Raw genomic sequence first — 21,615 nt, 5'->3', positions numbered from 1 at the left:
GGCGGGATCAATCGACGCCGACGAAGCCCCCGGTCTGGTGCGCCCAAAGCCGCGCATACAGTCCACCATCCGCCAGCAATTCGGCGTGCGTGCCGCTTTCGACGATGCGGCCGCCGTCGAGTACTACCAGACGATCCATTCGGGCAATCGTCGATAGCCGGTGCGCGATGGCGATTACGGTCTTGCCATGCATCAGCGCCTCCAGGCTTTCCTGAATCGCGGATTCCACTTCCGAGTCCAGCGCGGACGTTGCTTCATCGAGGATCAGGATCGGTGCGTTTTTCAGCAGCACCCGCGCGATGGCGATGCGCTGCCGCTGCCCGCCCGAGAGCTTCACGCCGCGCTCCCCGACCAGCGCATCCAGCCCGTGATTGCCGTGCGAGTCGACCAGCAGGTCCATGAAGTCGTCGGCGCGGGCCTGACGCAGAGCCTCGTGCAACTCGGCCTCCGTGCTGTCGGGCTTGCCGTAGCGCAGGTTGTCGCGAATCGAGCGGTGTAGCAGTGATGTGTCCTGCGTGACCATGCCGATCTGCGCGCGCAGGCTCTCCTGCGTCACGCCAGCAATGTCCTGGCCGTCGATCAGGATGTGGCCGGTCTCCACGTCGTAGAGCCGTAGCAGCAGGTTGACGAGCGTCGACTTGCCCGCGCCCGACGGCCCGACCAGTCCGATCTTCTCGCCGGGCCGCACCACGAGGTTCACGTTGTCGATGACGCCGCTGCCCTTGCCGTAGTGGAAGCCGACATGGTCGAACCTGACCTCGCCCTGGCGGATGTCGAGCGGCTGCGCATCGGGCCGGTCGAGTACGCGACGTGGCACGGCGATGGTTTTCATGCCGTCCTGCACCTGGCCCACGTTCTCGAAGATGCCGTTGACCACCCACATGATCCAGCCGGACATGTTGTTGATCCGGATGACCAGCCCTGTGGACAACGCAATGGCGCCCGTGGTGACCAGCCCCTGGTTCCACAGCCACAGCGCGATGCCGGTGGTGCCAGCGATCAGCAGGCCGTTCAGCGTGGTCACCGTGACGTCCATCGCGCTGACCATCCGGCCGGCCTGCCGGACCTTGTCGGTCTGGTCGGCCATCGCATCGCGCGCGTAGGTCTCCTCATGCTGCGAGTGGGCGAACAGCTTGAGCGTGGTGATGTTCGTATAGCCGTCGACGATGCGGCCCATCAGGCGCGAGCGCGCGTCGGTGGCCACCACGGAGCGTTGCTTGACGCGGGGCGTGAACCACGCCAGCGCGGCGATATACCCGACGATCCAGATGAGCAGCGGAATCGTCAGCCGCCAGTCGGCCTCGGCGAACAGCGCCAGCGAACTGACCGCGTAGACGATCACGTGCCAGAGCGCATCCACGGCCTGCACGGCCGAGTCGCGCAGCGAGTAGCCGGTCTGCATGATCCGCTGCGCGATGCGGCCGGCGAAGTCGTTCTGGAAGAACGACAGGCTCTGCTTGAGCACGTAGCGGTGGTTCTGCCAACGGATCATGTTGGCCAGGCTCGGGTTGATCACCTGGTGCACGAGCACGTCGTGAGCCCCGATCATCAGCGGGCGCAGGATCAGCGCGACGAACGCCATCCACAGCAATTCGTTCTGGTGACGAGCGAAGAACGACCCGTCGGGCGTCTCGCGCGCCAGATCGACCAGCCGGCCGAGAAAGCTGAAGAGCGCGACCTCGACCAGCGCGCCGATCAGACCGACGATCAGCAACGCCGCGAAGACGCCGCGGACTTCGCGCAGGAAATGGGCATAGAAGCGCCACACGCTTTCCGGCGGCTGGCTGTCGGGCAGGCCGCGGAACGGGTCGATCAGTCTTTCCAGACGGCGCATCAGCATGGGGGGCGATCCTCGTCATGTCTGCCGGGTGAGCCGATCATGATACGCCCATGAAAAAGCCCCGCTCGAGGGCGGGGCTTGAAGACTGCAGCGGATGATGGCTGGTGGATCAGTGGATCACCATCAGCGTGAACGGATGCACGTACGCCTGCAGCGTCACGAAGATACCGACCATCAGCGCCAGCGCGATCGAGTGGAAGAACACGTAGCGCAGAATCTCGCCTTCGTGGCCATACCACTTGGTGGCGGTGGAAGCCACCACGATCGACTGTGCATCGATCATCTTGCCCATCACGCCGCCCGAGCTGTTGGCCGCGGCCATCAGGGTCGGAGACAGGCCAAGCTGTTCCGCCGTGGTCTTCTGCAGGCCGCCGAACAGCACGTTCGATGCGGTGTCCGAACCGGTGAGCGCCACACCCAGCCAGCCCAGCATCGTGCCGAACAGCGGGTAGAGCACGCCGGTCTGCGCGAAAGCCAGACCCAGCGTGGCGTCCAGCCCCGAGTAGCGGGTCAGGTAGCCGATGCCGAACATCGCGCAGATCGTCAACAGCGAGTAGCGCACGAGCTTGATCGTCTCGAAGTACTCCTTGATCAGGCGCGGGATCGAATAGCCCATCAGCAGGCCGCCGACGAGGGCCGACACCAGAATGCCGGTACCCGCCATCGACAGCACGTTGAACGCGAACACGGCCGGCTCGGCGATTTGCTTCGCCACCACAGGCGGGCCCTTGAGCACGGCCTTGTCCAGACCCGGGATGGCGAACTTCCATTGCCAGACGCCGTCCATCAGCTTCTTGAACTCGGGGATGCCCCAGACGAACACGAAGACGGTCAGGATCACCCACGGCATCCACGCCTTGATCACCGAGATGTTGGCCGATGCGGCGTTGGCCTTGGCATCGGCTTCGAGGGCTTCGGCATTGTCGACCTTGGAATCGTCGTGACGGCCCAGGATGCGCGTCGAGGTCCAGATTTCCTTCGGATGCCAGATCTTCAGGAAGGCGGTCAGGCAGCCCATCGAGACCAGCGCCGAAATCACGTCCACCAGCCACGGGCCGTGGAAGTTCGACACCAGGAACTGCGGCACCGCGAAGCTGACGCCGGCCACCAGGATCGCCGGCCAGATCGCCAGCATGCCGCGGAAGCCCGCGAACGCCCAGATCAGCCAGAACGGCACCAGCACCGAGAAAAACGGCAACTGGCGGCCGATCATCGCGGAGAGTTGCACCTGGTCGATGCCGGTCACCGAGGACAGGCCGATGATCGGCGCGCCGAGCGCGCCGAATGCCACCGGCGCGGTGTTGGCGATCAGCGCCAGGCCCGATGCGGCCAGCGGCGAGAAGCCCAGGCCGATCAGGATGGCGCCGGTCACGGCCACGGGCGTGCCGAAGCCGGCCGCGCCTTCGAAGAACGCGCCAAAGCTGAATGCCACCAGCAGGAGCTGCAGGCGGCGATCTTCGGTGACGCCCGAGATCGAGTTCTGCAACACCTTGAATGACCCGTTTATCGTGGTCAGCCGGTGCAGGAAGATGATGTTGAGGACGATCCAGCCAATCGGGAACAAGCCGGAGATGATGCCGAGCCCGGCGGCTTTGCCAGCCATTTCCGGAGGCATTCCGAACACGAATGACGCCACGACGACGCCGACGACCAGCGCCAGCCCGGCCGCCAGGTGGGCCTGCATGTGAAAGAACGCCAGCGCTGCGAGCAGCACGACAACCGGAACCGCGGCGGCAATAGTGGACAACGCCATACTGCCGAGCGGGTCATACACTTGACTCCACACGATTGAATCCTCCTCTGGAATGAAACGACAGCTTGCCTCTGACGGGCCTGGGCTGCCGGAATGCAAATGCCCGTTCAAGCGACGATAGCGCCCCTGGGAGGCGCTATCAAAATGAGTCAGGCGTCGTTGCACGGCCTTGCCGTACGACTTCTACAGTCTGCCGCCGTACGTTTGGCCAGAACCGCTCCGCTTCATTTTGATAGCGCCCCAAAGTGGACAGAAGGGGGATTGTAAGGATGGGTTCCGGGCCGCCTGCCTTAAATCGGATCATCGGAATGATGAGCCGGATTCAGGGATCAGGGTTTGCTCGGGGGCAGGCTGAAGCACCTCACACTCTCGCGCGAGACTACTCCTTAATACGAGTGTTCGAAATAGGGGATGTGGAGGGAAGGGCGTAAAACCAACGCCGTGGTCCCTGAAAACGCGGGCTGGCGTAGTGACTTGTTCCGCACAGGCAGGGGGAGGGAGAGGAGGCGGTCACCGGCCGGCTGGGCGACGGTGACCGCGATACAACGAATTACTTCAGCGGCAGTTCGAGGATGCCAGTGGCCGCCGGACGCGCCCGCATGGCCGCGAGCCAGCGCTCGAGGTTAGGCCGGGCCGTGTGGGCCTTTGGCATGCCCATCCAGCGGTGCGCCGCGCAGGCCAGCGAGACGTCGGCCATCGTGAAGCGATCGCCACCGATGAACTCGCGGCCTTCCAGCGCGTCGTCGAGCATCTTCGCCAGCGGCTCGGTGCGCTCGCACGATTTCTCGATGACGGCCTCGTCACGCTTGTCCGCCGGTGTACGAACCAGTTGCAGGAACGCCTGGACCATCGCCGGGCTGAACGTCGTGGTCTGCCAGTCCATCCAGCGGTCTGCCGAGGCGCGCGCCTTGACGTCCGAAGGCCACAGCGTGTCCTCGCCATAGCGCGCGCACAGGTAGCGCACGATCGCGTTCGACTCCCACAGCACGAACGGCTCGCCGGCCACGTCGGTGTCGCGGAAATCCTCGATCACCGGAATCAGGCGGTTCGGGTTGAGACGCACGTACGCCTCGGTATCGAGCTCGCCCTTCTGATTGCCGATGTCGATGCGCTCGTGGTCCAGATGCAGCTCGCGCGCGCACCAGACCACCTTCTGGACATTGATTGACGACAGCCTGCCCCAGATGCGAAGCATGTTCGATGGCTCCTCGGGTTGGTTGTAGCGTGCCGGCTCAGGCCGCCCGTGCCTGCGGCGCGGCTTGCGCGATCGCTTCGCGGAACACCTCGCCCAGGATCGACACGCCCTGCTCGATGCGCTCGGCCGATACGGTCACGAACGCCAGGCGCAGCGTGTTCTTGCGCGGGCTGCCCGCGTAGAACGGCGCGCCCGGCACGTAGGCCACGTTGCGGCGCACGGCTTCTTCCAGGATCTTCATGCTGTCCAGACCCTCAGGCAGCTCCACCCAGATGAACATGCCGCCCTCGGGCGCGTTCCAGGTCACGCCGGCCGGCATGTGGCGCTTCAGCGCGTCCAGCATGAACGCGCATTGCTTGCCGTAGAGCTCGCGAATGGTCGGGATGTGCTGTTCGAGCAGGCCGTCCTTGATCGTTTCATAGGCGATGCGCTGTGTGAACGTCGGCGTGTGCAGGTCCGAGGCCTGCTTGGCCTGGCATAGCTTGAAATGCAGGTCGGGCGGGGCGATGACGAAACCCAGGCGCATACCGGGCGCCAGGATCTTCGAGAACGAGCCCATGTAGATCACGCCGTCCGGGTTCATCGACAGCAGCGACGGCAACTGGTTGCCCGAGTAGCTCAGTTCGCCGTACGGATCGTCCTCGACCAGCAGCACGCCGAGTTCCTTGGCGCGCTTGACCAGTTCCTGGCGGCGCTCCAGCGGCAGGCGGCGGCCGGTGGGGTTCTGGAAGTTCGGCAGGGCGTACAGGAAGCGCGCGCCGGCGGTGAGCTCGGGCGTCAGCGCCTCGGGGATCAGGCCCTTTTCGTCGGACGGGATCGACACGAATTCCGGCTCGAACAGCGAGAATGCCTGCAGCGCGCCCAGGTAGCTCGGCGTTTCCACCAGCACCGGGCTGCCCGGGTCGATCATCACCTTGGCGATCAGGTCCAGCGCCTGTTGCGAACCCGTGGTGATCATCACGCGTTCCACATCGACGTTGTAGCGCTTGGCCACGAACTCGCGCAGCGGCATGAAGCCTTCTGTGGCCGCGTACTGCAGCGCGCTTTGCGGGTTGTCGGCGAATACACGGGCCACCGCCGCTTCCATGGCCGCTACCGGGAACGAAGCCGGCGAGGGCAGGCCGCCGGCGAACGAAATCACTTCCGGACGCTCGGTGACTTTCAGGATTTCACGGATGGCCGAGCTGGTCAGTTGCTGCGCCCGGCGGGAGATGGCCCATTTCATGATTGGTCTCGTGGTGGGGGAATTCAATGCGCCGGCCTCCGCAAGAGGCGGCGCGGCATTATCTGTTTACGTGGTTTTCGACGACGTCAGATCTCGACGATCATTTCGATCTCGACGCAGGCGCCCAGCGGAATCTGCGCCACGCCGAACGCGCTGCGTGCGTGCTTGCCTTTCTCGCCGAACACCTCGGCCAGAAACTCCGAGCAGCCGTTGGTGACCAGATGCTGTTCAGTGAACTCAGGCGTCGAGTTAACCAGGCTCATCACCTTGACGATGCGCTTGACGCGGTTCAGGTCGCCGATATGGGCGTGCAGCGTGGCCAGCAGGTCGATGGCGATCGCGCGCGCGGCCTGCTTGCCGGATTCGGTGTCGATATCCTTGCCGAGCTTGCCAGCCCAAGGCTTGCCATCCTTCCTGGCGATATGGCCGGACAGGAATACGGTGTTGCCGGTGGTCGCTGCCATGACATAGGCAGCGGCGGGGGCGCCGGCCGAGGGCAGTTCCACGCCCAGACGGGCAAGGGTGTCATAGACGGACATGCATGTCTCCTGTCAGTGAAGTCGTCCTGGAAGGATAGGGGGCGCCTCCTCGGCGGCGGATGCCAATGGCATGGCGGGTGCGGTGTTGCGCACTGCGGCGCGTCGGCCAAGGGCCACCACGGCGATCACCGCCACTGCGAAAGCGACGGTGGCGGCATCGAGGGGCTCGGCCAGGATCAGCGCGCCGCCCGCCAGCGTGAGGAACGGCTGGAGCAATTGTATCTGGCCTACGCGCGCCACGCCGCCTTTTGCGAGTCCGGCGTACCAGAACAGGAAGCCGATGAACATCGAGAACACCGACACATAGGCCATGCCCAGCCACGCGCGGGGCGACGCGGCGGCGATGGATGCGGCATGTTCCAGCCCCAGCCAGGCCACCACGGGCGCCAGCACGGGCAGCGAGACCACCAGCGCCCAGCTGATCGTCTCCAGCCCGCCCAGTTCGCGTGAGAGCTTGCCGCCTTCGGCATAACCGAGCGCGCCGAGCACCACCGCCAGGAACAGGTACCAGTCGGCATGTTGCAGCCCGCCCGCGCCTTGCCACAGGGCGAAGGCCACCACGAGCGCGCTGCCAGCCAAGGCGGACAGCCAGAAGCCCAGCGACGGCCGTTCATTGCCGAACCATGCGGCGAACACCGCGGTGGCCAGCGGCAGCAGGCCGATCACGATCGCGCCATGCCCGGACGGCACTTCGCGCATGGCCAGCGACGAAAACACGGGGAAACCGACCACCACGCCCAGCGCGGTCACGGCCAGCCGGAGCCATTGGCCACCGCGCGGTCGCCGGCCCGATGCCAGGGCGCCGCGCATCGCCAGCAGCGCGAGCGCCAGCGCGGCGGCGATCACGGCGCGCCCGAGCGCGACGAATGTCGCATCGAGCTCGGCCACGGCCATGCGCGTGAAAGGCAGCGTCTGGCTGAAGATCGCCACGCCGATGAAGCCGAGCAGCATGCCGCCGGAGGGAGGGGAGTGAATTGGGTCCTTCATGATGTTCAATGCGGTTGTCCTGCGATGGCGATCCAGATGGCGGTCAGCGCCAGTGCCAGGCCCATCGCGCCGTTGAACCAGCGCACGCGATTGCCTCCCATCAGCCAGCGCCGCAGCGACGCGCCAAGCACGCCATAGGCGCCATTGCTGAAGAAGCCGAACAGCGCGAATATCGCGCTGACCAGCACCACGCGCTGCCCCGGCGAGGGGGCGCCCGCCATGTACGACGCGGCCACCGCCAGCGCCAGCATCCATGCCTTGATGTTGGCGTACTGCAGTGCCGCCGATTGCCAGACATTCATCGGCTTGAGCACGGTCTTTTCCGCCAGCGACGTGCTGCGCGCGATGCGATACGCCAGCCACAGCAGATAGAGCACGCCCACCACGTGAATCACGGTGGCCAGCATCGGGCTGGCCAGGATCAGCGCGCCGACGCCGGTGGTGCACAGCGCGACGATGCTGGCGAAGCCGAACGACACCCCGATGCAATGCGGGAGCGTGGCGCGCAGGCCGAAGTTGGCGCCGGTGACGGCGGCGATCGTCGTGTTCGGGCCGGGCGTGAAGGCGCCCACCGCGAGCAGCGTGACCAATGCAAGGAACTGGGCTGTCGAGAGCCCCGTGAGCCAGGCTTCCATATTCTGTGTTTCGGGGGTGCTGTTATGCGAAGTTCACGACCACACGGCGGTTCGTGCGGCTTTTCTTCTCGATCTTGGTCACGGTCACCGCGCCGATCTCGCCCGTGTTGGCCACGTGCGTGCCGCCGCAGGGCTGACGGTCCACGCCGGGAATCTCGATGATGCGGATCGATGATGTGCCGGCCGGCGGCGCCGCGCCGATCGTGCGCACGAGGTCGGGCTGGGCGGCCAGTTCTTCGGGCGTGATGCGGTCGATGGTGACCGGCGTCTTCGCGTTGATCAGCGCGTTGAGCTGTTCGGTCAGCACGGCCTTGTCGAGCGTCGATTCGGGCAGGTCGAAGTCGATGCGCGCGGAGTCAGGCGAGATGCCGCAGCCCGTCACCGGCACCGGGATCAGCGACCCGAGCAGATGCAGGCACGTATGCAGGCGCATCAGCCGGTGGCGGCGGGTCCAGTCGATCTTCACTTCGACACGGTCGCCGGCCTGCAGCGCCGGGGCGTCGGGGGCGGGGACGTGCAGGATGCGCTGGCGGTCGTCCGCGTAGACGGTATCGGCCAGTGTGACGATGCGGCCGTCGGCGGTGGTCAGGGTGCCGGTGTCGCCCGCTTGTCCGCCGCTACGCGCGTAGCAGACGGTCTGGTCGAGTTCGATGCCGGCTTCGCTGACGGCCAGCACCGTGGCCTGGCAGTGGTCCAGGTAGGCGTCGTCGTCGAAGCGCTTTTGTGTGGTGGCGGGCATCGGGGGAGCTCCTTTGGTGTGTGTCGTTTATCGCAGGGTCTTGATGCCCGCTGGGGTTTCGATGTCGGCGGCCAGCAGAGGCGGGCCGTCGCCTTGTTCGATCTCGATCAGGTCCGTGGCGCCGATCCACGCCAGTCCTTGGCGCAACAGTTCCGCGTGCGGATGCTGGCCGTGCAGGCGGCGCAACGCCAGGTCGTGGCCCGGCAGGCTGACTGCCGGATGGTTTGCCACGTCCCACTGGATCAGTGTGGGAAACAGGCCATCGCCCGCATTCGCCGCCTCGCCGGTCCAGGCGGGCAGGCTGCCGTCGTCAGGCACGGTCAGGCGCCAGCGCAGGTCGCCGCGCGTCATGGGAATGACCGGGGCGATCCGGTCCGGGTACTGCGCCTGCCAGCGCGACAGATCGGCCGGACGCTCGACGCGGGCCGCCCAGTGCGCCAGGAACGGGCCATCGCGCAGCCGCTGGCGCATCAGGTCGCCATCCAGGCCGAACCAGCGTGGCCGATCAGGTGCCGCCGCCGACGGATCGATCGCGATGACTTCGAGGTACAGGCCACCGTAGAGGCCCATCACGCGGTTGTGCGTGCCCATGCGCGGGTGCGTGCCGCCGCCTTGTGGAGCGACGCCGAGCGCGCTGGCCACATACTCGGCGCCTGAGTCCAGGTCGGGCGCGGCAATCACGAGATGGTCGATGGCGAGTGTCATGGTCGGTTGATGTTAGTCAAGCTCGTCGGTACAGTACCGATACAGTTGGGCAGATCGTCTTCAGTACAGTTGCGGGAGCGCCACATGGAAGGTAGCCAGAAGGATAGCCGGGGGGATCTTGGCAGTGCCGCAGGCGGCACACGGCCGTTGCGGCTCGTGATGCCGGCGACGGGGCTCGAGCAGCTTCCGGACCCGATTCCGTCGGCCCAGATGACGCTCGTGGAGCAGTTGACCGAGTGGGCGCGGCTGCGTATCGACGAACGGGTGTTCCGGGCTGGCATGCGTATGCCGTCGATCCGTCAGTTGGCGACCGAGAAGAGCATTTCGCGTTTTACCGTGGTGGAGGCCTATGAGCGGCTGGTGGCGCTGGGCTACCTTGAATCGCGTCGCGGCTCGGGTTTCTACGTCCGAGAGCGCACGCCGCTCGCGTCCACCGTGGCGCCACCGGCCACGCCCGCGATCCGCAACGTCGATGTCACCTGGCTGCTGCGCAGCATGTTCCATTCGGCCGAGAGCCACAAAGCGCCCGGCTGGGGCTTCCTGCCCAACGAATGGCTGGACGGGGAGCTCGTGTCGGGCGCGCTGCGCAGCCTGGGCCGTCAGCCCGGCAGCCATTTCCTGGTCAGCGGCACGCCGCAGGGTTTTCTGCCGCTGCGGCAGCAACTGCGCACGCGGCTCGAAGAACTGGAGATCGGCGTCACGCCGGACCAGATCGTGATGACTTCCGGCATCACGCAGGCGTTCGACCTGATCGCGCGCCAGTTCCTGCAGCCGGGCGACACGGTGGTGGTAGGCGACCCGGCCTGGTTCGTGATGTTCGCCCGCTTCGCCACGCAGGGCGCCAACGTGATCGGCGTGCCCTATACCGTGGAGGGCCCCGACGTGGAGGCGCTGGAGCGGATCGTCCAGGCCCACCGGCCGAAGCTGCTGGTGGTCAACTCCGTGCTGCACAACCCGACCGGGACGTCGCTGTCCGCCGCCCGCGCCTTCCGGCTGCTGCAACTGGCCGAACAGTACGATTTCACGATCGTCGAGGATGACATCTACAGCGATCTCTGCCCTCCGGGCCACGCCGCCACGCGGCTGGCCAGCCTGGACCAGCTCAAGCGCGTGATCTACCTGGGCAGCTTCTCCAAGACGCTGGCCGCCAACCTGCGCGTGGGCTTTATCGCCGCCAGTCCGGACCTGGCCGTGACCTTGACCGACAGCAAGCTCGTGACCGGCATGGCCTCGCCCGAAGTCAACGAACGCGTGGTCTACAAGGTGCTGACGGAAGGGCACTACCGCAAGCACGTGGAGCGCGTGCGCGGCCGGCTGGACCGGGCGCGCGACGAGACACGCGAGCAGCTCGAGCGGTTGGGTTTGCGCATCTTCCCGGGCAATCATGCGGGTATCTACCTGTGGGCCGATACCGGCGTGGACACCAACGTGATCGCCACGGCCGGGCACGAGGAAGGTTATCTGTTCGCGCCGGGCAGCCTGTTCTCGCCATCGCAGATGCCGTCCACGTGGACGCGCTTCAACGTGGCCAGCAGCAGCGATCCGGGCATGCTCCGGTTCCTGGCCGGCCAGATGGACCGCTTGTCCGGCCAATCGGGCCTGTCTGGCCTGCCCGTCAACGCCGGGGCTTGAAAAACCGGCTGCCGATCCCTATTTCCACACGCATCGATCCCGGTCCGGACGCACGGACCAGGGCAAATACGCGCCCGTTTTCGTTTTCAAGAGGAGAACCATGACCGCACCGCACGAAACGATGAGCTTCCAGGCGGAAGTGAAGCAGCTACTGCACCTGATGATCCACTCGCTGTACAGCAACAAGGAGATCTTCCTGCGCGAGCTGGTATCGAATGCTTCCGACGCCACCGACAAGCTGCGCTTCGAGGCGATCGCGAATCCCGCGCTGCTCGAGAACGATGCCGACCTGGCGATCCGGATCGAAGCCGATCCCGCGGCCCGCACCCTGAAGATCACCGACAACGGCATCGGCATGAGCCGTGACGAGGCGATCCGCAATCTCGGCACCATCGCGCGGTCGGGCACCAAGGAGTTCTTCCAGCAGCTTTCCGGCGACCAGCAGAAGGACGCCGCGCTGATTGGCCAGTTTGGCGTGGGCTTCTACTCGGCATTCATCGTGGCCGACAAGGTCACCGTGGAAACGCGTCGCGCGGGTCTTGCCGCCGACGAGGCCGTGCGCTGGGAAAGCGCCGGCGACGGCGAGTTCAGCATCGATGCGATCAACCGTGCCGAGCGCGGCAGCACGATCACGCTGCATCTGCGCGAGGGCGAGGACGATTTCCTGTCGTCGTACCGCCTGCAGAACATCATCCGCAAGTACTCGGACCACATTTCGCTGCCGATCCGGATGCCCAAGGAGGAATGGGATGCCGAGGCGCAGCAGCAGAAGGTCACGGGCGAGTGGGAAAGCGTGAACCAGGCCAGCGCGCTCTGGACTCGCAGCAAGTCGGATATCACGGACGAGCAATACCAGGCGTTCTATCAGCACATCGCGCACGATCACGAGGCGCCGCTGGCCTGGACCCACAATCGCGTGGAAGGCCGCAGCGAGTACACGCAGCTGCTGTACATCCCGGCGCGCGCGCCGTTCGACCTGTGGGACCGTAATCACAAGGCCGGCCTGAAGCTGTACGTGAAGCGCGTGTTCATCATGGATGACGCGGACCAGCTCCTGCCGGCGTACCTGCGCTGGGTCAAGGGCGTGGTCGATTCGGCGGACCTGCCGCTGAACGTGTCGCGTGAACTGCTGCAGGAGAGCCGCGATGTGAAGGCGATCCGCGAGGGCTGCACCAAGCGCGTGCTGTCGATGCTGGAAGCGATGGCCGATAGCGAAGACGAAGCCGAACGCGCCAAGTACAAGACCTTCTGGGAACAGTTCGGTCAGGTGCTCAAGGAAGGCGTTGGCGAAGACCATGGCAACGGCGAACGCATCGCAAAGCTGCTGCGCTTCGCGACCACGCATGGCGACACGGCTGAACAGTCGGTCTCGCTGGTCGACTACGTGGGCCGCATGAAGGAAGGTCAGGACAAGATCTACTACGTCACGGCCGATACCTGGGTGGCCGCGAAGTCGAGCCCGCACCTCGAGGTGTTCCGCAAGAAGGGCATCGAAGTGGTGCTGTTGACCGACCGCGTTGACGAATGGCTGCTGTCTTACCTGCATGAATTCGACGGCAAGCAACTGGTATCGGTGGCCCGTGGCGACCTGGACCTGGGCGCGCTGGCCGACGAGACCGAGAAGGCCGAGCAGGAGAAGGCCAGCGCTGACTGGAAGGAAGTGGTCGACCGCGCGAAGTCCGTGCTCGAAGGCAAGGCCAAGGACGTACGCGTGACGCTGCGCCTGACGGATTCGGCATCGTGCCTGGTGTCCGACGATGGCGACATGAGCGGCTACCTGCAGCGTCTGCTGAAGCAGGCTGGCCAGAAGGCGCCCGATGCCCAGCCGATCCTGGAGCTGAATCCGGAGCACGCGCTGGTGAAGAAGCTGCGCGATCTGCCGGATGGCGAAGCCTTCGGCGACCGTGTGCGCGTGCTGTTCGACCAGGCGTTGCTGGCCGAGGGCGGCATGCTCGACGATCCGGCTGCCTATGTGCAGCGGGTGAACCGACTGCTGGCCTGATCGGTATCGTCGTTTCGGTATCGTCGTATGAAACGCCTGCCCTCTCACCCGACCTTTCTTCCCGCGCATGGGAAAGGGTATCGCGGGGGAGGGCAGGACTTTCACGCTTCCAATACCCCTTCCCGATGACCACCAAGCGCTGCTTTCCTCCGGTCGTCGACATTCACACTCGCGTGCTTGTGCTCGGCAGCTTGCCGGGTGAGGTCTCCCTCGCGCAGTCGCGTTACTACGCGCACAAGCAGAATCGTTTCTGGCATTTGATGAGCGATGTGCTCGGCGTCGATCTGGTCGGCCTCGAGTACGAAGCAAGGCTGCAGACACTGCTCGACCATCGTGTCGGCCTGTGGGACGTTGTGGCCGAGGCACGGCGCGAGGGCAGCCTCGATAGCAGCATCCGCGACCATCAGGGCAACGATCTGATCGGCCTGATCGCGACGCTGCCGACGCTCAAGGCCATCGCATTCAATGGCGGCACCGCCGCGAAGATCGGCGAGAAGACGCTTGCGGACCATGGCGATCGCCATGCGATCCTGCGATTGCCATCGAGCAGCCCGGCTTACACGCTGGCCTATGCGGAAAAACGCAAGGCCTGGGAGAGCCTGCGCGACTGGCTCGACTGATCCGTCGACGCTGAATTCTGCCGTACGGCCGTGCGCATCTCGGGCGCATGGTTGGCACACGCGCTCGTACGTAGGCGAGACCTCGATTTGATGCAACGCAAATCGGGCACCCAATTCAAAAAAATCAATTCGCCTACTGGAAATATTCAGAATCCTCGGTCGAATCATTGACTATCATATTCAATTGATAAGTCAATGATTCGGTCATGCTCGCCCAGGCATGACCGTTTCTTTAATGGTGCAAGGCTCCACCACGTGTTTCGTTTTTTTTCCCCAAGGCATTACGAAGTACCCCACACGAGAAGACGACCATGTCCCAGGAACAAGAACCGCGTCGCCGATTTTTTCGGCAGATGCTGGCAGTCGTGCCCGCTGCATCCGTTGCGACAGGTGCCGCGATATCACAATCCGCGTGCTCGGAGTCTCCCGGACCGCAATCTGCAAATGCCGGAAATGTCGGGCCCTACAAGCCCAACTATTTCACCGCCGGCGAATGGAAATTCGTACAGGCGGCGGTCGACCGGCTGATTCCGGAGGATGAACTGGGGCCAGGTGGGCTTAAAGCGGGCGTTCCGGAATATATCGACCGACAGATGGACACGCCCTACGGGCACGGCAAGCTCTGGTACATGCAGGGGCCATTTCATCCCGATGTGCCCGCAGAGCTTGGCTTCCAGATGAATCTCGCACCGCGCGACATATATCGTCTCGGCGTGAAGGCTTGCGACGAATACTGCAAGAAACAGTATGGCGGCAAGGCATTTGCCGATCTCTCCAAGGAAGACCAGGAAAGCGTGCTTGGCCAGATGGAACACGCCAAGCTCTCGTTCGATGCGGTACCGGCCAGGACGTTCTTCTCCTATCTGCTGAACAACACGAAAGAGGGCTTCTTTGCCGATCCGATCTACGGCGGCAACAAGGACATGGTGGGCTGGAAGATGGTCGGCTTCCCCGGCGCACGGGCGGATTTCGCGGACTGGATCGATCAGCCAGGGGTGAAGTATCCCTATGGTCCGGTGTCGATCGACGGACGGAGGGGATAAGCATGGCGATCAAGAAGGACAAGGTCGATTGCGTGGTGATCGGTCTCGGCTGGACTGGCGCGATTCTCGCCCAGGAGCTGACCGACGCGGGGCTCGACGTCGTGGCGCTCGAACGTGGCGCGATGCGCGATACCCCGACCGATGCCGAGTATCCGAAAGTCGTCGACGAACTGAAGTACGTCGTGCGCGGAGAGCTGTTTCAGGATCTCTCCCGGGAGACGGTCACGATCCGTCACGGCGTGGATGACCTGGCGGTGCCGTATCGGCAAAACGGCTCGTTCCTGCTTGGCAATGGCGTGGGTGGCGCGGGCTTTCACTGGAACGGGATGCACTATCGCGTCCTGCCGGAAGAACTGCAGTTGCGCAGCCGCTACGTGGATCGCTATGGCAAGAAGTTCATTCCCGAAGGGATGCAGGTACAGGACTTCGGTGTCACGTACGACGAACTCGAGCCACACTTCGACTTTGCCGAGAAGGTGTTCGGCACGTCGGGGACGGCCGGTAACCTGAATGGCAAGATCCAGCCGGGCGGCAATCCGCTCGAAGGCCACCGGTCGAGCGAGTACCCGACCCCGGCGCTGAAGAATTCGCTCGGCGCGCAATTGTTCGAAAAGGCCGCGCGCGAGGCGGGCTTCCACCCGTACCCGGCACCGGCGGCGAATACGTCCGAGCCCTATACGAACCCCTACGGCGTGCGCCTTGGGCCGTGCAATTTCTGCGGCTTCTGCGAGGACTTCGGCTGCTACATGTATTCGAAGGCGTCACCGCAGACGACGATCCTGCCGGTCCTGCTGAAGAAGCCCAACTTCGAGTTGCGCACGAAGGCGCAAGTCACCAGGATCCTGCTCGATTCCGACAAGAAGCGTGCGACTGGCGTGCTGTATATCGATGCCCAGGGGCGAGAGGTCGAGCAACCCGCCGATCTCGTGATCGTCGCGGCGTACCAGTTGCACAACGTGCGTCTGCTGTTGCTCTCCGGCATCGGCACGCCGTATGACCCGAAAACCGGCAAGGGCGTCGTTGGCCGCAACTACGCGTATCAGATGAACGGCGCGGTCAACGTGATGCTGCCCAAGGGCACGCTGCTCAATCCGTTCATCGGGACGGGTGCCGGCGGGGTAGGGCTGGATGACCTGAATGGCGACCAGTTCGATCATGGTCCGCTCGGCTTTCTCGGCGGGGCGAGTATTCGCCATATACGTTATGGCGGCCGGCCCATCAAGCAGACGCCGACTGTCCCCGGCACGCCAGCGTGGGGCAGCAAGTGGAAGGCGGGAGTGGTCGATGCGTACCAGCGCTATATGACGATCGGCATTTCGGGCTCGGTCATGCCGTATCGCGATGCGTACCTCGATCTCGATCCGACGTACCGCGACGCCAACGGCCTGCCGCTGATGCGCATGACCTTCGACTGGCACGACAACGAGTACGCCATGCTGGATTACATGGGCACCCGCATGGAAGAGGTGGCCAAGGCGATGAAGCCCGAGGCGTACTACAAGGCCATCCGCAAGAAGGGCCAGCACTACGACACGCGCGTCTATCAGTCCACGCACACGACAGGCGGCGCCGTGATGGGATCGTCGCCCGAGACCAGCGTGGTCAACAAGTATCTGCAGAGCTGGGATGTACACAACGTGTTCGTCATGGGTGCCTCGGCGTTCCCGCAGAACATGGGCTACAACCCGACCGGTCTGGTAGTCGCGCTTGCCTATCACTCCGCGAAGGCTATCCGCGAGCAGTACTTGAAGCACCCGGCGCCGCTGGTTCAGGCTTGAGGTGATGGCCATGAAAGCAAGCAAGAAAGCAACAATGATGGTGGCGGCGTCGGCGCTGCTGGCGGCGTCGGCGTGGACCATCGGTGCGTTCGCCGATGACCGGCAGGGCGATTCGGCGACTGCCGTGCAAGCATCGGGCGCCGATGCGCAACTGGTCGAGCGAGGCCGCTATCTCGCGACGGTGGCCGACTGCGCGGCGTGTCACACGGCGAAGAACGGGAAGCCGTTCGCAGGCGGTCTTGGCATCGAATCGCCGATTGGCCGGATCTATTCGACCAATATCACGCCGGACAAAAGCTCCGGCATCGGCAAGTTCAGCTACGACGATTTCGATCGCGCCGTGCGCCACGGCATCGCCAGGGACGGCTCCACGCTGTACCCGGCCATGCCCTATGCCTCGTATGCGAAGGTCAAGCCGTCCGACATGCAGGCGCTATACGCGTACTTCATGCATGGCGTGCAGCCAATCGAGCGGGCCAACAAGGCGACCGATATTCCGTGGCCGCTGTCGATGCGCTGGCCACTGCGTTTCTGGCGCATGGCTTTCGCCCCGGAGGTGGCCACCGACGACCCACCGGTATCCAATGACCCGGTGGCGCGCGGCCGCTATCTGGTGGAGGGGCTCGCGCACTGCGGCGCTTGTCACACGCCTCGTGGCTGGGGATTGCAGGAGAAGGCACTGAGCGATGACGGCAAGACCTATCTCTCGGGGGGCGTGATCGATAACTTCCTGGCGAAGAACCTACGTGGCGACCGGAAGGATGGTCTCGGCACGTGGACGCAGGACGAGATCTTCGCGTTTCTGAAGAGCGGGCGCACTAAGCATTCGGCGGCATTCGGTGGCATGTCGGAAGTGGTCGAGAACAGCATGCAGCACGTGAACGATGCTGACCTGACGGCGATTGCGGCATACCTGAAGACGCTGACGCCAGTGAATCCCAGTGCGGCCGTGTTGACGGCTAACGCCAGTGCGACGGACAAGCTGCGTGCCGGAACGGATCGCAGCAACGGCGCGCTGACTTTCGTCGACAACTGCGCCGCGTGCCACCGCACGAGCGGCAGTGGCTACGAGAGTACGTTCCCGAGGATCGCGCTCAGCTCAACCGTGAATAGCAACGATCCGACGTCGCTGATCCACATCGTCCTGATGGGTGGCGAGATGCCGTGGACGAAGACCGGCCCGACGCACTACGGGATGCCCGGATTTGCCAAGCGTCTGACGGATCGGGATATCGCCGATGTGCTGACGTTCGTGCGGACGAGTTGGGGGAATCAGGCGCCGCCGGTAAGCGCGGAGCAGGTGGCGAAGGTGCGCAAGTCAGTTGGCGCAGCGTCTCAGCCAAAACGGCCTGAGAACAACTGACGAACGGGGGTAGCGGGAGGCCGGCGCCTCCCGCTGCCCGCTGTCGGGGCTCTGGTTAGCCGAAGTTCGGCTGTGTGGCCGCGTAGCTGGGCCGTGCCCGCATTGCTGCGTGAGCCCGCCGGATGTTCGGGCGTGATTCCAGCATCGCGGCACTTTCCGGAAAGCGTCCCAGGTACTCCACGATCGGGGCGAAGAACAGATCGGCCATCGTCAGCGTGTTGCCCGCCAGGAAATCGCGACCGCCATAGGCATGCTCGAGCGCATCGAGCTGTTTGGCGATGTCGGGCAGGGCGGCGTCGATCGTCTTGCGGTCAGGCTGGCCGTTCTCGCCACTCGGGAAGACGTACTGCAGCACGTAGCGGCGCACCATGGCGTCATACGCGTGGCAGTTGATGAGGCTGATCCATTGCTCGCAGCGTGCGCGGGCCGTGGGGCCGGCCTGCGAGATCAGGCTTGGGCCATCGAATGCTTCCTCGATATAGCTCAGGATGGCGCGTGTCTCGAAGAACTCCAGCGGACCGTCGGTGAAGGCCGGAATGCGGCCGAACGGGTTGTGCTTCAGCAATTCGGGGTCCCGCGGCGTCAGAGGATCGAGCTTGTACGCAATGCCCTTCTCCGCCAGCGCCATGCGCACGGTGCGGACATAGGTGCTGCGGCCATCGCCATAGACGGTGACGGTACCCGCGCTGCCTTCGGCATCCACATAGTCGCTCAGGCGGTTGAATACCGATTGCCAGCCGCTGGTGTGTGCATCGCGTGTGGCAGTGTCCGGGAAGCCGCTGTGACGCATATGCAGGAGCGTGCCGCCGTCCTTGTCCGTCAGGGTCACCTCGATCAGCGTGCGGGTGCCTTCGGGCAACTCGCCACCTTCCCACTGCCAGGTGTAGGCCAGGAAATTGGCGCGGTCGATCTTCTGGTACTCGCCGCCGACCATGTGTTGCGACCCGTCACGGCTGCCCATCACAAGCCGATAGCGCCCGCCGACCCGTGCATCGGCGCTGGCTTCCAGCACGCGCATGCCGCGCGGGCAATGCCAGGCCGCGAGCGCCGCCTGGTCCGTGAACGCATCGAAGACCCGTTCGCGCGGCGCGCGAATCTGGCGGGTCATCTCCAGATGAAACGTAGCTGCTTCGGTCATGACTTGAACCCCTTGTCATCGGTGACTGTATGCGCCTGCTCGACAAAGGCGACGAGCCTGTCGAGGTTGTCCTCCCAATGCCGCCGATACGTTTCCAGCCAGCCATGCGCGTCGCGAAGCGCACCGGGGCGCAAGTGACAGATGCGCCAACGCGCGTTGACTTCCCGCTCGATCAGCCCGGCATCGGCCAGCACACGCAGGTGCTTGGAGATGGCCGGGGCCGACATGTCGAACGGACGGGCGAGTTCGCTCACAGGGGCTTCACCTTCCGCCAGCCGCGCAAGAATCGCGCGACGGGTGGGGTCGGCCAGGGCGGCGAAAACCGAGGAGAGCGGGTCGTTGGAATTGGACATGCGCTCATTTAACTCATTGGTTAAATGAAGTTCAAGGGCTGTTACAACTGCGGTGGGCTGGCTGTCGGGTGGGTGATGTGCGACGTCGGGATTACAATTAATGCTAAAAATGATGCCGCGCCAACGCCGCGAGCAAGCTGCCGAGGCGATGTGCACACCGGCGATTCTTGAAGGAAAGGAAGAAGGAACATGGCGACGTTGATTCCTGCAATGGGCTCTGTCTCGTCTCGCATGACTTCGGGGGAGAGACGGTTCGCGCAAAGGCTCGAGGCGAAGCTCGAGGACGACTACCTGTGCTGGTACGACGTTTCGATCGGCGAGAAAAGCCGCCATCCGGATTTCGTCGTATTTCATCCAAGCCGCGGCTTGCTGGTACTGGAGGTCAAGGACTGGAACCTCGACACCATTCGCCAGATCGACAAGCAGGATGTGTTGCTGATGACCAACCGCGGACTCGTGGCTGACACGAATCCGCTGGTGCAGGCGCGTCAGTACATGTTCCATGTGACCGACCTGTTGCAACGGGACCCGCAGCTCGTCTGGCCAACCGGTTCACTCAAGGGCAAGGTGTTCTTTCCCTATGGTCATGGAGTGGTGCTGACCAATATCTCCCGCGCGGCTTTCGAAAAGGGGGACCTTGGAGAGGTACTGCCGGCTCACCTGGTCATCTGCCAGGATGAGATGTTCGAGAGTGTGGATCCCGAAGCGTTTCAAAAGCGCCTTTGGGAGATGTTTCCGATCAAGTTCACCCACAAGCTCTCACTGCCGCAGATCGATCGCGTGCGCTGGCACCTGTTCCCTAAGATCCGGATGCCGGAGCAGCGATCACTATTTGCGGATGCCGCTGCGGGAGCCGAGGACATCCCCGACATCCTGCGCGTCATGGACCTGCAACAGGAGCAACTGGCACGTAGCCTCGGTGACGGGCATCGCGTGATTCACGGCGTGGCGGGGTCGGGCAAGACCATGATCCTGGGCTATCGCGCCGAGTACCTGGCGCGTACGTCAGCGAAGCCCATCCTGGTGCTTTGCTTCAACAAGACACTCGCGTCAGTGCTTGCCGCGACCATGGGAGAGAAGGGGATCGCCGATAAGGTGCATGTCCTGAACTTCCATGCCTGGTGCGGGCGCCAACTCGATGCCTACAGCATCGACCGTCCCAAGGGCTTGCCGAATGAAGTGCTGTTCAATGAGATGGTCGAGCGTGTTGTGCGCGGTGTTGAGCGAAAGGCAATACCGTCAGGCCAATACGACGCAGTGCTGATCGACGAAGGCCATGATTTCCAGCCTGAGTGGTTCAAGCTGGTCGTGCAGATGGTCAATCCTGATAGCAATGCTCTGCTGGTTCTCTACGATGACGCGCAATCCATCTACGGCGGAAACAAGAAGCGGAAGTTCAGTTTCGCCAGTGTCGGCATCAAGGCACAAGGCCGAACCACCGTTCTGAAGTTGAATTACCGGAATACGCGAGAGATCCTGGCGGTCGCGCGTGCGCTGGCTGATGATCTGCTGGTGGAACGGGTGGCGGATGAGGATGAGGCGCCTACCGTCCACCCGGTGGCGGCGGGACGAAAGGGCCCGCGACCTTTGCTGGTCGAACTGCCGACGTTGAGTGCGGAGGCCACACGCATTGCCGAAGTTCTGCTGGACGAGCATCGGTCCGGCACGCGTTGGTCAGAGATGGCCGTGCTCTATCGGCATTGGGATGTCATGGCACAAATTACCGACACGCTAAGGCGCGAGGGCATTCCTTTCGAGTGTCCGCAACTGACCAAGCGCTTCGTGCCCAGTGCGGATAGCGTGAAGGTGGTGACCATGCACAGCAGCAAGGGGCTCGAGTTTCCATTGGTTTGCATCCCCGCTATCGGAGCGCCTCACAAGAAGAACGAATCGACGGAGGAAGAGGCTCGCCTGCTCTACGTGGCTATGACCCGGGCAACCCGACAGCTTGTGATGACACACGGATCGGACTCCCAGTTCTCCAGTAGGCTGCGTGATGCGCTTAATGCACTTTCTTGACGCGGGCGGAGATGGCCTGGCTGGCCCTTAACGGTCCAGCCGGCCGAAC

General features: G+C 64.0%; 18 protein-coding genes. 7 read left to right on the top strand and 11 right to left on the bottom strand.

Annotated elements, in window-relative coordinates:
* Positions 1-7: 7 nt before the first annotated feature.
* The 9 genes from WD006_RS11120 to WD006_RS11080 all read right to left on the bottom strand — a co-directional run bounded on the left by WD006_RS11120 (position 8) and on the right by WD006_RS11080 (position 9,618).
* Complete coding sequence (locus WD006_RS11120) at positions 8-1,840, bottom strand: ABC transporter ATP-binding protein (RefSeq protein ID WP_011517092.1); 1,833 nt, start codon at positions 1,838-1,840, stop codon at positions 8-10.
* A 109-nt stretch (positions 1,841-1,949) separates the two neighbouring features.
* Positions 1,950-3,626 carry an L-lactate permease gene (locus WD006_RS11115; protein WP_011517091.1) on the bottom strand — a complete coding sequence of 559 codons (1,677 nt, stop codon included), beginning with the start codon at positions 3,624-3,626 and terminating at the stop codon, positions 1,950-1,952.
* Between the two features lie 517 nt (positions 3,627-4,143).
* On the bottom strand, positions 4,144-4,788 hold the full coding sequence (locus WD006_RS11110; RefSeq protein WP_011517089.1) for a glutathione S-transferase family protein: 645 nt from the start codon (positions 4,786-4,788) through the stop codon (positions 4,144-4,146).
* A 37-nt stretch (positions 4,789-4,825) separates the two neighbouring features.
* Positions 4,826-6,013, bottom strand: coding sequence for a PLP-dependent aminotransferase family protein (locus WD006_RS11105; RefSeq protein WP_029307362.1), 1,188 nt, complete (start codon positions 6,011-6,013; stop codon positions 4,826-4,828).
* 86 nt (positions 6,014-6,099) lie between these two features.
* Entirely contained in the window at positions 6,100-6,552 is a 453-nt protein-coding gene (locus tag WD006_RS11100) for a RidA family protein (protein ID WP_008649984.1), read from the bottom strand.
* A gap of 12 nt (positions 6,553-6,564) precedes the next feature.
* On the bottom strand, positions 6,565-7,539 hold the full coding sequence (locus WD006_RS11095) for a DMT family transporter (RefSeq protein WP_035832534.1): 975 nt from the start codon (positions 7,537-7,539) through the stop codon (positions 6,565-6,567).
* Positions 7,540-7,544: 5 nt separating this feature from the next.
* Positions 7,545-8,174, bottom strand: coding sequence for a LysE family translocator (locus WD006_RS11090; protein WP_029307364.1), 630 nt, complete (start codon positions 8,172-8,174; stop codon positions 7,545-7,547).
* Positions 8,175-8,196: 22 nt separating this feature from the next.
* Positions 8,197-8,913: an alanyl-tRNA editing protein gene (locus WD006_RS11085; protein ID WP_029307365.1), complete on the bottom strand. Its 717-nt coding sequence runs from the start codon at positions 8,911-8,913 to the stop codon at positions 8,197-8,199.
* 27 nt (positions 8,914-8,940) lie between these two features.
* Positions 8,941-9,618, bottom strand: coding sequence for a VOC family protein (locus WD006_RS11080; protein WP_008648089.1), 678 nt, complete (start codon positions 9,616-9,618; stop codon positions 8,941-8,943).
* Positions 9,619-9,702: 84 nt separating this feature from the next.
* Between WD006_RS11080 and WD006_RS11075 the strand changes: the two genes are divergently transcribed.
* The 6 genes from WD006_RS11075 to WD006_RS11050 all read left to right on the top strand — a co-directional run bounded on the left by WD006_RS11075 (position 9,703) and on the right by WD006_RS11050 (position 18,056).
* Positions 9,703-11,250: a PLP-dependent aminotransferase family protein gene (locus WD006_RS11075; protein ID WP_029307366.1), complete on the top strand. Its 1,548-nt coding sequence runs from the start codon at positions 9,703-9,705 to the stop codon at positions 11,248-11,250.
* A gap of 100 nt (positions 11,251-11,350) precedes the next feature.
* Complete coding sequence (gene htpG / locus WD006_RS11070; RefSeq protein ID WP_029307367.1) at positions 11,351-13,252, top strand: molecular chaperone HtpG; 1,902 nt, start codon at positions 11,351-11,353, stop codon at positions 13,250-13,252.
* Between the two features lie 125 nt (positions 13,253-13,377).
* Positions 13,378-13,872, top strand: coding sequence for a DNA-deoxyinosine glycosylase (locus WD006_RS11065; RefSeq protein WP_029307368.1), 495 nt, complete (start codon positions 13,378-13,380; stop codon positions 13,870-13,872).
* Between the two features lie 311 nt (positions 13,873-14,183).
* A complete protein-coding gene (locus WD006_RS11060; protein ID WP_029307369.1) occupies positions 14,184-14,915 on the top strand; it encodes a gluconate 2-dehydrogenase subunit 3 family protein in 732 nt (243 codons plus the stop codon).
* Positions 14,916-14,917: 2 nt separating this feature from the next.
* Positions 14,918-16,693, top strand: a complete 1,776-nt coding sequence (locus tag WD006_RS11055) for a GMC family oxidoreductase (RefSeq protein ID WP_029307370.1) — start codon at positions 14,918-14,920, stop codon at positions 16,691-16,693.
* 10 nt (positions 16,694-16,703) lie between these two features.
* The gene (locus WD006_RS11050; protein WP_029307371.1) at positions 16,704-18,056 is read left to right on the top strand and encodes a c-type cytochrome; all 1,353 of its coding nucleotides are present in this window, start codon (positions 16,704-16,706) and stop codon (positions 18,054-18,056) included.
* 55 nt (positions 18,057-18,111) lie between these two features.
* On the opposite strand, the gene WD006_RS11045 is transcribed toward WD006_RS11050, so the two are convergent.
* Together WD006_RS11045 and WD006_RS11040 are read right to left on the bottom strand one after the other, a co-directional pair.
* Positions 18,112-19,194 carry an SRPBCC domain-containing protein gene (locus WD006_RS11045; RefSeq protein WP_011517079.1) on the bottom strand — a complete coding sequence of 361 codons (1,083 nt, stop codon included), beginning with the start codon at positions 19,192-19,194 and terminating at the stop codon, positions 18,112-18,114.
* Positions 19,191-19,547 carry an ArsR/SmtB family transcription factor gene (locus WD006_RS11040; RefSeq protein ID WP_011517078.1) on the bottom strand — a complete coding sequence of 119 codons (357 nt, stop codon included), beginning with the start codon at positions 19,545-19,547 and terminating at the stop codon, positions 19,191-19,193. Before WD006_RS11040 ends, WD006_RS11045 begins: the two co-directional genes overlap by 4 nt.
* Before the next feature lie 189 nt (positions 19,548-19,736).
* Here WD006_RS11040 and WD006_RS11035 point away from each other — a divergent pair, with 189 nt between their 5' ends.
* Positions 19,737-21,566 carry a 3'-5' exonuclease gene (locus WD006_RS11035; protein ID WP_029307372.1) on the top strand — a complete coding sequence of 610 codons (1,830 nt, stop codon included), beginning with the start codon at positions 19,737-19,739 and terminating at the stop codon, positions 21,564-21,566.
* Positions 21,567-21,615 lie beyond the last annotated feature (49 nt).

The sequence above is a fragment of the Cupriavidus sp. Met-2 genome (genome assembly GCF_049843575.1).
GTDB lineage: Bacteria > Pseudomonadota > Gammaproteobacteria > Burkholderiales > Burkholderiaceae > Cupriavidus > Cupriavidus metallidurans.
This window is presented reverse-complemented; position numbering and strand designations above follow the sequence as displayed.